The sequence below is a fragment of the Olivibacter sp. CPCC 100613 genome (genome assembly GCF_036959255.1).
Taxonomy (GTDB): Bacteria; Bacteroidota; Bacteroidia; order Sphingobacteriales; family Sphingobacteriaceae; genus Olivibacter.
Genome location: NZ_JAWMTI010000008.1, coordinates 92417 through 105488, shown reverse-complemented (window position 1 = coordinate 105488; position 13072 = coordinate 92417). Strand labels below are relative to the sequence as shown.

General features: G+C 39.8%; 11 protein-coding genes. 3 read left to right on the top strand and 8 right to left on the bottom strand.

The features are described from left to right. Positions 1 to 3: 3 nt before the first annotated feature. From rny to radC, 5 genes are all read right to left on the bottom strand, one after another. Positions 4 to 1557 (bottom strand): ribonuclease Y, encoded by a 1554-nt coding sequence (gene rny / locus RYH73_RS20965; RefSeq protein ID WP_335315441.1) that lies wholly within the window; start codon positions 1555 to 1557, stop codon positions 4 to 6. A 333-nt stretch (positions 1558 to 1890) separates the two neighbouring features. Continuing rightward, positions 1891 to 2181: a cell division protein ZapA gene (locus tag RYH73_RS20960; RefSeq protein ID WP_335315440.1), complete on the bottom strand. Its 291-nt coding sequence runs from the start codon at positions 2179 to 2181 to the stop codon at positions 1891 to 1893. Between the two features lie 36 nt (positions 2182 to 2217). Further along, positions 2218 to 2526 carry a hypothetical protein gene (locus tag RYH73_RS20955; protein ID WP_335315439.1) on the bottom strand — a complete coding sequence of 103 codons (309 nt, stop codon included), beginning with the start codon at positions 2524 to 2526 and terminating at the stop codon, positions 2218 to 2220. A 24-nt stretch (positions 2527 to 2550) separates the two neighbouring features. Continuing rightward, positions 2551 to 4950, bottom strand: coding sequence for a phenylalanine--tRNA ligase subunit beta (pheT, locus tag RYH73_RS20950; protein WP_335315438.1), 2400 nt, complete (start codon positions 4948 to 4950; stop codon positions 2551 to 2553). A 279-nt stretch (positions 4951 to 5229) separates the two neighbouring features. After that, on the bottom strand, positions 5230 to 5931 hold the full coding sequence (radC, locus tag RYH73_RS20945) for a RadC family protein (RefSeq protein ID WP_335315437.1): 702 nt from the start codon (positions 5929 to 5931) through the stop codon (positions 5230 to 5232). A gap of 245 nt (positions 5932 to 6176) precedes the next feature. On the opposite strand from radC, the gene RYH73_RS20940 reads away from it, so the two are divergent. Next, positions 6177 to 7043 carry a 3-keto-disaccharide hydrolase gene (locus RYH73_RS20940; protein ID WP_335315436.1) on the top strand — a complete coding sequence of 289 codons (867 nt, stop codon included), beginning with the start codon at positions 6177 to 6179 and terminating at the stop codon, positions 7041 to 7043. A gap of 52 nt (positions 7044 to 7095) precedes the next feature. Here the strand turns inward: RYH73_RS20940 and rpsT are convergent, their stop codons facing one another. Then, complete coding sequence (rpsT, locus tag RYH73_RS20935) at positions 7096 to 7350, bottom strand: 30S ribosomal protein S20 (protein WP_013667210.1); 255 nt, start codon at positions 7348 to 7350, stop codon at positions 7096 to 7098. A 105-nt stretch (positions 7351 to 7455) separates the two neighbouring features. Here rpsT and RYH73_RS20930 point away from each other — a divergent pair, with 105 nt between their 5' ends. After that, positions 7456 to 8412 carry a zinc dependent phospholipase C family protein gene (locus RYH73_RS20930; protein WP_335315435.1) on the top strand — a complete coding sequence of 319 codons (957 nt, stop codon included), beginning with the start codon at positions 7456 to 7458 and terminating at the stop codon, positions 8410 to 8412. 126 nt (positions 8413 to 8538) lie between these two features. Continuing rightward, positions 8539 to 10416, top strand: a complete 1878-nt coding sequence (locus RYH73_RS20925; RefSeq protein WP_335315434.1) for a TonB-dependent receptor plug domain-containing protein — start codon at positions 8539 to 8541, stop codon at positions 10414 to 10416. A gap of 51 nt (positions 10417 to 10467) precedes the next feature. On the opposite strand, the gene RYH73_RS20920 is transcribed toward RYH73_RS20925, so the two are convergent. Both RYH73_RS20920 and xylA read right to left on the bottom strand, forming a co-directional pair. Next, positions 10468 to 11520 (bottom strand): sugar phosphate isomerase/epimerase family protein, encoded by a 1053-nt coding sequence (locus tag RYH73_RS20920; protein ID WP_335315433.1) that lies wholly within the window; start codon positions 11518 to 11520, stop codon positions 10468 to 10470. 200 nt (positions 11521 to 11720) lie between these two features. After that, positions 11721 to 13049, bottom strand: a complete 1329-nt coding sequence (gene xylA / locus RYH73_RS20915; RefSeq protein ID WP_335315432.1) for a xylose isomerase — start codon at positions 13047 to 13049, stop codon at positions 11721 to 11723. Between the last annotated feature and the right edge of the window lie 23 nt (positions 13050 to 13072).

The following is a 13072-nucleotide window of genomic DNA, read 5'->3' as shown; positions in this document are numbered from 1 at the left end:
TATCTATTTTGCAAAAGAAACTGATCTGGTTTCCCGAATAACCGTAACCTTAATCTGCCCGGGATATGTCATCTCGGTTTGTATTCGATTTGAAATATCAGCCGCCAATATTTCGGCTTGGGAGTCGGTTACTTTCTCACTTTCCACAACTACACGCAATTCTCTACCGGCTTGGATTGCAAATGTTTTCTCCACACCTGGATAAGAAAGTGCCAGTTCTTCTAACTCTTTCAATCGTTTAATGTAGCTTTCTACAACCTCACGCCGTGCACCTGGTCGTGCACCTGAGATTGCATCGCAAGCCTGTACAATTGGAGAAATAAGCGAAGTCATTTCAATTTCATCGTGGTGAGCACCGATGGCATTGCATACTTCGGGATGTTCCTTGTACTTCTCGGCCAGTTGCATACCTAATATGGCATGTGGCAATTCAGGATTATCGTCCGGTACTTTTCCGATATCGTGCAATAAACCGGCACGTTTTGCAAGTTTCACATTTAGTCCTAGCTCTGCAGCCATTGTTGCGCAAAAGTTGGCTACTTCCCGTGAGTGTTGTAGTAGATTTTGTCCGTAAGAGGACCGATAACGCATTCTACCAACCATGCGGATTAACTCGGGATGTAAACCATGAATCCCCAGGTCAATAACGGTACGTTCACCAATCTCCACGATTTCGTCTTCGATTTGCTTTTTTGTCTTTGCAACAACCTCTTCTATACGGGCCGGATGAATACGACCATCCGTTACCAATCGGTGCAAAGCAAGTCGAGCTATCTCCCTTCTAACCGGGTCAAAACCCGATAGAATAATAGCTTCAGGTGTATCATCAACAATGATTTCCACGCCGGTGGCTGCTTCCAGGGCGCGGATATTTCGGCCTTCTCGACCAATAACACGTCCTTTAATTTCATCGTTTTCGATATTGAATATCGAAACTGTATTTTCAATCGCGCTCTCGGTGGCGGTTCGCTGTATCGTTTGGATAACGACCTTTTTAGCTTCTTTACTGGCAGTTAGTTTTGCTTCATCAACAATATCTTTTATTTGGATCATCGCTTTGGAACGTGCCTCTTCTCTCAAATTATTTACTAGCTGTTCCTTCGCTTCATCTGCCGATAAGCCTGCAATTGTTTCTAACTGCTTGATATGCTGCGTTTTTAAATGCTCTACCTCATCTTGTTTTTTGTTGTTCAGCTCAATCTGGCGATCTAAATTCTTCTTGACATTATCGAGTTCTTGTTTTTCGCGATTAACCTGCTCTAATTTAGAATTAAGTGACTGCTCTTTCTGACGAAGTGAGTTTTCTTTTTGATTGATCGTATTATTTTTTTGGTTAACCTCGCGCTCATGTTCAGCCTTTAAATGAAGAAACTTTTCTTTCGCTTCCAATAAACGATTTTTCTTTAGCATTTCCGCTTCTTGCTCTGCCTCTTTTAAGATACGTTTAACCTTATTCTGTGCTGCAATTTCTTGCTTTTTAAGTAAGCTACGGAGTAAAAAGCGTCCGATCAATACGCCAATAGCCAAACCTAATAACACATAAATTATTATTTCCATGTTGTTTATATATATATATTTAGTTGATACTAGAACAGAAGAGATCGTATGATCTTCCGTTCTAGAATCGCTGATTGCTTATGTACTATATACCCGGCATTTCTCTTCCAGAGAGATCGCACAGGTTTAAACAAAAAAACCGCAGCTAAAAATAGGTTCCAATTATTTTAAACTTCTATATACAGGTTTAGCGTACTAACTGTCTCCAGATGGCGAAAGCAAAATGGAGTATGTCTATTTACGCTTCTTTATATTGAAGTGTTAAGTTTAAAAATAGTGAAACCCGAATTAACTGCGGTTAAATCTTTATAGCTCTATATTTAAAAGAACGAATCAATCTTTAAAAAACTCCGATAGCAATTGGTCTAATTGGTAAACTTTATCAGATACTCCCGTATCCTCCTCTCTCACCTTTTTTTCTGCCTTCAGCGCAGCCGTTGCATAGTGCAAAACAGCCATTGAAAGCAAATCTTGCTTATCTCTTACCGCATAATTCTCTTGTAGATCTTTTATACGGTCGTTAATTAATTTCGCTGCATGACGGATGATCTCTTCTTCCTCCATCTCTATCCGCAAAGGATATATCCTGTCTGCAATATTTATTTTTATGGAAATATCTCCCATAGAATGAGCTTGATTCACTATATACTTAGAGTTCCTTTATTTTAGTAACTCTATACATTTATCTATTTCTCGCACAAAATCGTTAATTTTTTGCTTGATGTCAAGTGTTTTTTCATTAATGGCCCCACTTTTCGCAGTTACACTATCCAGCGAACGAGCAACCGTTAAGGCTTTCAGCTTCTCTTCCAAATCTTTATTTTTACCTTTCGACGCCTCAAATGCCACTTTTATGGATTGATTCTCCAACTTAAGCATGTCATTTTCTTCCTGTAAAGATAAACATAATTCAATCAGTTTGGTTGTTTTCTCTACAACATTATCTAATTGCGCTGAAACCGTTGACATCTATTTAGCATTTTTTGTTAGCTTCTACCCCTTTCTAATTTCCGCACCTACTTCTTTTTCAAAGTTAAGTATTAATTTTTGTATCACCGAATCAATTTGTTTATCGGTTAAGGTTTTTTCCTCGTCCTGTAATTCAAAACTTAAAGCGTAGGACTTCTTGCCGGCCGGTAATTTATCGCCAACATATACATCAAAAACGTTCACTGACTTCAGTAATTTACGTTCGGTTCGCTCGGCGATACGCTGCAAGGTTTCGAATGCTACCTGTTTATCAATCAACAAGGATAAGTCTCTTCTGACTGCCGGAAACTTAGCCACCTCTTTATAGGTTATTTTATTTTTCCGGATAGCTTTTAACAATAACTCCCAATTGAAAACAGCATAATACACTGTACCGTTCACATCTGCCTTTTTCAAGGCTTTTGAAGCAATCGCCCCAAACTTAACCAGCGTCTTTTGTCCTTTAAGATATTGTAATCCATACGAAAAATGGCTTCCATCTACATCTTCGATTTGCAGATCACGAATATTTAATCGTTTTACCAGCGCATCAACGGCCGCCTTTAAGTGATAAAAAGAAACAGGCTTCGAATTCTGATTCCATTGCGGAGTTTGTTGAGCACCTGTCATAGATAGGCTTAATTGTTGTTCCTCTACATAAAGACCATCTATTACATGATAGGTTTTTCCAAATTCAAACAATTTCAAGTCTGCATGTTTCCTTTTTTGATTATAGGCGATAGCTTCTAACATTGAAAACAGCAAGTTTTGTCGCATTACGTCCAAATCACTACTCAATGGATTTAAAATCTTAACGGCGGTATCTTCTTGATCGGCATAAGCAAGTTTCGTAAGTGAGTTTGACAAAATCTCTATAAACCCATTTGCGATTAGGGTATCGGCTACCAGATTCTGTATCACTTCCTTGTCCGGCTTTGGAGCAGTATTCAATGAGGCTTTGATCTGCTGCTTCATTTCAATATTATTATAACCGTAAATCCTTAGGACTTCTTCGATAATATCAACTTCGCGTGTTACATCGACTTTGTAAGGAGGAACTTCAACCTTCAAAACACCCGTTTCTTCTTCTGTAACTTGTATTTGTAAAGCCTTAATAATAGCTATTATATCCTTATCTGCGATATCCTTACCAATTAAACGTCTAACATGCGCGGTATTTACTTCAAAAATGAAAGGTTTTACCGGATCAGGATAAATATCTGATATATCAGAAGCTATTTTTCCGCCCGCAACCTCCTGAATTAACAGTGCAGCCCGTTTAAGTGCATAAACAGTAATATCAGGATCCGTACCCCGTTCAAATCGGAAGGACGCATCTGTTTTCAGGCCATGCCGTTTTGACGACTTTCTAATTGAAACAGCATTAAAATAGGCGCTTTCTAAAAACACATTCACTGTCGTATCGGTAACACCTGAATTTAATCCGCCAAATACACCGGCAATACATAAGGGTTTTTCCTCATCGCAGATCATAAGATCTTCCGTGGAGAGTTGACGTCTTACATCATCTAACGTAACAAAAGATTCACCTTCTTCTGCATTACGCACCACAATATGCTTACCTGTTATCTTATCTTCGTCAAATGCGTGTAAGGGCTGTCCTATCTCGTGAAGCACATAATTGGTGACATCAACAATATTATTAATGGGCCTTAATCCAATGGCCTTCAGTTTTTCTTGCAACCATTCGGGTGAATCGGCTACTTTCACACCATGAATACTTAGGGAAGAATAGCGCCTGCATGCATCGTGATTAGCTACGGTAACGGGCACAGAATGGCCTATCCCTGCGTTGAATGAGCTTATATCGGGGAGTGTTATTCCTTGCCGCAAAGACGCTGCAATATCCCTGGCAACTCCTAAGTGAGAAGCCGCATCTGCTCGATTTGGTGTTAGACCTATTTCAAAACAATAATCGTCCTTTACCCCAAAGAAATCCCTGGCAAATTGTCCAATAGGGGCTTCCGCCGGCAATACAAGAATGCCTTCATGTGATCTTCCCAATCCTATTTCATCTTCTGCACAGATCATTCCTTCGGAAACTTCTCCTCTGATTTTCGATTTGTTGATTTTAAAGGGTTCTCCTTCTAGCGGATACACCGTTGTGCCAACCGTTGCCACCACTACTTTTTGTCCGACAGCGACATTGGGCGCTCCGCAAACAATATGCAATAAAGACGCTTCTCCGACGTCAACTGTTGTAACCCGCAGCCGATCGGCATTAGGATGCTGTTCGCAAGTCTTCACCTCTCCTATAACCAAACCCGCTAACCCTCCCGGAATACTTTGGATTTCTTCAACACCTTCAACCTCCAAACCAATGTCTGTTAGTATTTGTGAGAGCTCATTTGGACTTTTATCAGTTGATATAAATTGTTTCAGCCAATTGTAAGATATCTTCATGCAAGTAGTCTATTTTCTTAATCTTTTCCTATTCGCGTTGTTGGTCATTCAAATAAATCCGCTAAAATATGATTGGATAAATTTCCGAGCCGGTGCATGAAAAACCTGCGGCTATTTCATGACAAGTCGTACAAACGTTGCAACGCTAAAAATTGTTGCAAACTTAGCATATTTTTTATTTTTATAATAACCCGAGTTCGACTATTCTTGATGAGCTCGGAAATTCAATAGCCTTCCTGGACAAGGCACTTTTGAAAAGAGGACAGATCATGAAAAACATCAAATGTCTCCATGATCCAAAAAACTGTAATAGCCTTCATCTGAAATAATTAAATGATCCAGCACTCTTACATCCAACAATTCACCGCCTTCAACAATCTTTCTTGTTAGATTTTTATCCGCCGTACTTGGCTTCAATGCACCTGACGGATGGTTATGGCTGAGTATTAATCCGGTTGCTTTAGCCTGCAACACTGCTTGAAATACGACTTTAGCATCGACTGCTACCACACCACTGCCGCCTTTGCTGATCAATTCTTTTGCAATCACTCTATTGTTTGTATTCAATAATAGAATCCAAAATTCCTCGTGTGATAAATCAGCATAGACGGATTGCAAAACTTGATAAGCATCTTCACTGCTCCCAATTTGCGGTTTTTCTATTGGTTTATTCTCTCTTCTTCGCCTCCCCAACTCTAACGCGGCAGTGATTGCGATCGCTTTCGCCTCCCCTATTCCTTTATAATTGCATAAATCTGCCAATGTTAGCCTCGCTAAATCATTGAGATTATTTTCCACATCACTTAAAATTCGTTTGCTAAGGTCAACGGCAGTTTCTTCTTTTGATCCGCTGCCGATTAAAATGGCAATCAACTCGGCATCACTAAGTAAACGACGACCGTTTAACAATAGTTTCTCTCTTGGTCTGTCCTGTTCTGCCCATTGCTTTAAATGCATTCTTTTGGTGTAGGTTTCCTCCATAATTTCAATTGTTAAGGTTTAAAGGATTTTCAGGTTTAGTGAAATAGCTTACTAATATAGGAAATTTTGGCTGGAAATCCGCTCTATAGTAAGGATTTCACCTTCAAAAAAGATTTCTTATTTTTTCCTTTTTTCCGCAGAAATCAGGGTATTAAAATGGCGAATTTGCAAGCATTTATAGTGTCTATAGTGGCAAATTCATCTAAGTTTGCTATTTTAGGCCATAATTTACTCAATTATAGACGATGAACAAATTACTACAATTAGGAATGTGTGCATTGATCGGTGGAACGCTATCGGCATGCCAACACATTCAATCACAAGAAGGTAAAGAAGAAGCACCATCCTGGGTTGATTTATTCAACGGAAAGGATCTGAATGATTGGACAATAAAGATTGCCAAACATGAAGTGGGTGAAAATTATGCGAACACGTTTCGGGTGGAAGACGGGGTTATTAAAGTAGGGTATGAAGGTTATGATCAGTTTGATCAACAATACGGCCACATTTTTTACAATAAGCCCTATTCTTATTACTTATTAAGAGTTGAGTATCGGTTTGTTGGAGAACAAGCAAAAGGTGGTGAGGGCTGGGCCTGGAGAAATAGCGGTATCATGCTTCATGGCCAGGAACCACATACGATGTTGAAGGACCAAGATTTTCCGATTTCCCTTGAAGCGCAACTTCTTGGTGGAAATGGAAAGGAAGAGAGAAGCACCGGAAATCTATGCACCCCAGGCACAGAAGTTGTTTATAAAGACGAACAATTCACACCTCATTGCCTGAATTCAAGTTCCAAGACCTACGCCGGAGATCAATGGGTAACCGCAGATGTTTTGGTGCTGGGAGATTCCATTATCAAACATGTTATAAACCGTGATACAGTAATGGTATACACCAAGCCAACAATAAACGGTGGTGGTGTCAGCAATTATGACCCGAAAATGAAACAAGATGGAAAATTATTGGGCAGCGGCTATTTTTCCTTACAAAGTGAAAGTCATCCGGTCGAATTCAGAAGAGTATCGATTATTGATTTAGAACCTTACGCGAAAGATTCAAAGAAGTTAGCAGGTGTATTAGAAGAAATTCGCACCAAAGATATGAAATAACAAAAGGGGTTGTGGAAAAACCTCAACCCCAAAAATCTTAAATTAATATATTTTAAGCTAAACCGTTAACGAATTTCGTCAACTTAGACTTATTGTTAGATGCTTTGTTTTTATGAATTACATTCTTTTTTGCCAAACGATCTAGCATAGATATTACACGAGGCAATAATGTAGCAGCTTCTTCTTTTGAAGTTGTTGCACGTAATTTCTTAATAGCGTTACGTGTTGTTTTTGCCTGGTAACGATTTCTTAAACGCTTCGCAGCGTTCGCTCTAATTCTTTTGATTGAAGATTTATGGTTTGCCATTTTTTAGCCTTTTACCTTTAATGTTTTTTTCGGACTGCAAATATAGAATTAAGATTTGGATAATACAAAAAAGTTTAAAAAAAGAGTTTGAAACGAATCGTACACATGAACCGTAACCTATTATTTTTATTAGCATCTCTAACCTTATTTTTTTTATGTTCTTGGGGGTTTTATGCTCATAAAGAGATCAATCGTTTAGCTGTCTTTACCTTACCGGGTCAGTTGGCCCCTTTATATAAGAAACATCTGTTATATTTAAGTGAACATGCTGTTGATGCTGACAAAAGAAGGTATGCAAATGAATACGAGGCTGCACGACACTATATTGATATAGATGCTTATGGAAGTCACCCCTTTGACAGTTTACCGAAGTACTGGTCAGAAGCTGTATCAAAATACTCAGAAGACACCCTTAATAGTCGTGGCATTGTACCGTGGCAAATCAACCGTACGTATCGTCTTTTAACAAGTGCTTTTAGCAACCGGGAGCTCTCCAAAATTTTAAGGTATTCGGCAGATCTCGGGCATTACATCGCCGACGCGCACGTTCCGCTTCATACAACACACAATTATAATGGTCAATTCACTAATCAAGTAGGGATTCATGCCTTTTGGGAAAGTAGACTCCCTGAGCTCTTTGCTAAACGGTACAACTTTATTGTTGGTCGCGCCCAATATATTACCGACCCGCTAGAAGAAGCTTGGAAAATTGTACAAGAAAGTTTCGCATTGGTGGATAGTGTGCTGCGTTTAGAATCTACTCTTAACAGGCAACATCCACCAGAAACGAAATACACCTATGAAAACCGGTCGCGTACGTTAGAAAGGGTCTATACGCGTTCCTACTCGACAGCCTACCACCAATTATTAAATGGGATGGTAGAAAAGCAGATGAGAAAATCAGTCCTGGCAACCGGTAGCTTTTGGTATTCAGCTTGGGTGGATGCCGGCCAGCCGAAGGTAGACGATCTCTTAAAAAGAAACGACCAACCGCTTATCAAGGCTGAAAAAGATACGATCTCCGCTAATAGCAAAGCATTAGGCAGGGAAGAATGGCAATAAATACACCGGACTACCTGAAATATTGAAACCGGACTGCCTGAGCTAAAGTTATAGCTGTTTATTTTGTACCACTTTCCAACCCATGCAAATTGATTGGAAAGCACATACATAAAACATCAAGCGATCATGAGAGTCTTTACCTTTTTCACGTTTTACTTTTTTACGCCACTCCTATTTGCGCAATCAGCTGCATTACCTATCGTCTTACAAGACACAACTACGACTTCATTAAATGAGGTAATTATTAACGAAAACCGCCTTCAAACTCCCTTTTCTGAACAAAACAGGAATATTAACATACTAACAAGAGATCAAATAAAGAATCTTCCTGCACGTTCAGTAAGTGAGTTACTCAGTTTTATACCCGGAGTAGACGTGCGTCAGCGAGGTCCTTGGGGTGCGCAAGCAGATATCAGCATTGACGGGGGCACCTTCGAACAAACCATGATCCTGATTAATGGGATTAAGGTCAACGATCCGCAAACGGCACACCATTCGATGAACATCCCCATCCCGATCGGTGCTATAGAACGTGTGGAAGTTATCCGAGGACCTGCCGCCCGCGTCTATGGTATTAATAGTTTAACGGGAGCCATCAACATTATTACACGTACACCTGACAAGGATTTTTATGAAGGTACTGTTCAACTTGCATCCAGTTTAAAAACGAAGGATGAAGGAAACGGTCTTTATAATGGTCGTAGCCTACAACTAGGTACCGGTATAGCAGGTAGGACTGCTACACATCTAATTTATGGCAGTCATGATTCCGGTAACGGGTACCGATACAACACACCTTATAATAATAGCAAATTTTTTTATCAGGGGAAGATAAAAAACGCTCACGAAGGTTTATGGAATTTAATGGGCGGTTATACGTACAACAATTTTGGTGCTAATGCTTATTATGCGCCACCGAACGATCGGGAAGCAAAAGAGATTGTGCAAACAGCACTTTTTTCACTTGGTTTTACGAGTAGTCAATCAAATCGATGGAAATTTTCACCCCGATTAAGCTATCGATATAATTATGATGATTATCGTTACAATCAATACGACCTGAGCTTATTCAGAAACTTGCATCATTCCCATGTTGTCAACACCGAATTTAATAGCACCTATCATACTGGAGCAGGTGTGCTGGGCCTGGGTTTGGAGTTGAGAAATGAATTTTTAATCAGCACCAATATGGGCGACAGGCAAAGGAATAACTATGGTTTATATGCTGAATATCAAACCGAGTTCTCCGAACGATTAACTGCTAATATAGGGGCTTACTTAAATTATAACACCCACTTCGGTTGGCGGGTGTATCCAGGTTTAGACGTCGGTTATAAGCTAGCGTCAAATTGGCGCTTGTATATCAACGCAGGTTCAGGACAACGAATTCCTTCTTTTACCGATTTATATACAAATGGTGGAGGTAATGTTGGCAACCCCAATCTAAGTTCTGAGAATGCTTGGTATACCGAAGGTGGTATAAAATACAACAACGATCGAAATTTCGTTAGTCTGAGCTACTTCTATAGAAAAATAACTGACTTTATTGATTGGACCCGTCCTAGCACCAATGAAAGCTGGCGTTCCAATAATTTTATGCAGAACGAAATACACGGTTTCAATGTAAACACTCGTTGGCAATTAAATACATTTGGTAATAGTAATTGGTATATTGGAATTGCTTATAATTACTTGAATCCGAAGGTAGCCACGGCCTATCAAAATGATGTTTTATCTAAATATGCCATTGAGAGCTTAAGACATCAATTGACGGCTCAGTTAAGCTTTAGATCCAGACATGTATCATTCAATATATCAGAACGTTTTGTAGAAAGGATAAATTACAAAAATTACTTTTTAACCGATGCAAGGGTGAGCTATAGTTGGAAGAAGTATCGTTTGCTTTTGGATGCCAATAATTTATTAGATATAAGTTATATAGAGGCTTCCGCCATACCGCTACCCGGTAGGTGGTTCAACTTAGGCTTTAGCTGTAGCATTTAAAAAGTACGGGCAAAAGCCCGTACAATTCCATTATTAACCTGCATTTAATCATTAGATACCCAATATCTCTTTATTGAGCTTTTCATCGACACCGGTAGAAGCAAAATCATCAAATGTTTTATCCGTTACACGGATGATGTGCTCGCTGATAAACTTTGCGCCTTCTTTTGCACCATCTTCAGGGTGTTTCAACGCACATTCCCATTCCATCACTGCCCAACCACTGAAGTCATAGGCGGTCAATTTACTGAAAACAGATTTAAAATTCACCTGACCATCACCTAAGGACCTGAATCGACCGGCACGCTCAACCCATCCCTGGTACCCTCCATAGACACCTTGTTTACCCGTAGGATTAAATTCTGCATCTTTTACATGGAACATTTTGATTCTTTCATGGTAATGATCGATATAGGCCAAATAATCTAAACACTGGAGGACAAAATGGGAAGGATCATATAATAGACACGCCCTCGCGTGATTATTCACCTTATCTAAAAACATCTCATAACTTACGCCATCATGTAAGTCCTCCCCCGGATGAATTTCGTAGCATAAATCTACACCGACCTCGTCAAAGGCATTTAAGATAGGCAACCACCTATTCGCCAATTCCTTAAAACCATCTTCCACTAAACCTGCGGGTCGTTGGGGCCAAGGGTAAACCGTATGCCACAGCAAAGCACCGCTAAAAGTTGCATGCTCGGTAAGTCCGAGATGCTGAGAGGCTTTGGCAGCGTATTTAAGTTGCTGAACAGCCCATTCCGTACGGGCCTTTGGGTTGTTGTGGTATTGCTCCGGAGCAAAACCATCAAATAGTTTATCATAAGCTGGGTTCACTGCTACCAATTGTCCTTGCAGGTGAGTTGATAATTCTGTAATTTCCAAACCATGGCTATTGACCAGACCTTTTATCTCGTCTGCATAGGTCTTGCTCTCTGCTGCTTTCTGCAAATCAAAATACGAAGTGGCCCATGAAGGGATCTGTACCCCTTTAAAGCCCAAACCCTTAGCCCATTCACAAATGGAATCTAATGTGTTAAATGGTGGATTTTCACCAATAAACTGTGCCAAAAAAATACCTGGTCCTTTAATTGTTTTCATCTATTTCTTTTCTCTTAATGTTTGATAAGAACTCAATGTAAATAATCATTTCACAGGGAGTCCCTACTATTTACATCTACGTTTTACTTCGAATTTTATTTTCTTGTTAGCTTTTCCCGATATTGAAAGGCTCAATATATTATATTTTTCTGAGCTAAACAAAAACCCTGCTTGTAAGCAGGGTTTCCAAGACGTTTTTATTAAATATAGCGATTGACCAGGTTTTCCAAGAACTCCTGTTTTCCACTGATTGTTTTTGGCTCGCCGAGAGAGATTGCTAAATTTCGAAGATCAGCTAAGGCTAGTTTCCCTTCTTCGTAAGCCTTGCCATCACCGCTATCGAAAGATGCATAACGTTCTTTTCGTATTTTAGAATAATCAGAACGCTCCAAAATAGTATCCGCTATGATCAATGCACGTGCAAAAGTATCTGCACCGCCTATATGTGCATAGAACAAATCGGCCGGATCGGTTGAGTTTCGTCTAATTTTAGCATCAAAATTGATACCACCTCCCGCAAAACCACCCGCATCCAAAATAATCAACAATGATTCCGCTAATTCATTGATATTATTCGGGAACTGATCTGTATCCCATCCATTTTGATAATCACCACGGTTGGCATCAATTGAACCCAATAAACCCGCATCCGCCGCAACTTGTAGCTCGTGCTGAAAAGTGTGACCCGCTAAAGTAGCATGGTTCACCTCCAGATTTAACTTAAAATCATTTAGCAAATCATACTGACGTAAAAATCCAATAACAGTAGCAGCATCGTAATCATACTGATGTTTAGTGGGCTCACATGGCTTAGGCTCGATAAAAAAAGTGCCTTCGAAACCTTGAGAACGAGCATAGTCTTTTGCCATATGGAGCATCTTTGCCAAATGTTCTTGCTCTCTTTTCATGTCCGTGTTCAGCAAAGTCATATAACCTTCCCGGCCTCCCCAAAACACGTAATTCTCACCACCCAAAGCAATCGTCGCATCGAGTGCCGTCTTAATTTGTGCACCTGCATGCGCTACTACATGAAAATCAGGGTTCGTTGCCGCACCGTTCATATAGCGTTTATGACTAAAGAGATTGGCTGTTCCCCAGAGCAATTTCACGCCGCTGGCCTGCTGTTTTTCCTTGGCATAAGTCACTAAGGTTTGTAAACGCTTTTCATTTTCTGCCACATTATTTCCATAATCCACCACATCCACATCATGAAAACAATAATATGGCATGTCAATTTTGGTAAAGAATTCAAATGCAGCATCCATTTTATCTTTCGCTCGCTGGATAACATCGTTGCTCTCATCCCAGGGAAACTCATGTGTTTGGCCACCAAATGGATCTGAACCTGTTCCATTAAATGAATGCCAATAGGCCACTGCAAAGCGTAGATGCTCCTTCATGCTTTTACCCCTTATGACCCTATTTGGATCGTACCAACGATACGCTAGGGGATTATCACTATCCGGACCTTCATATTTTACTTGTCCGATTCCTTTAAAATACTCACGTTCTCCAATAATAACTGACATATGATATTGATTTATATATTAAT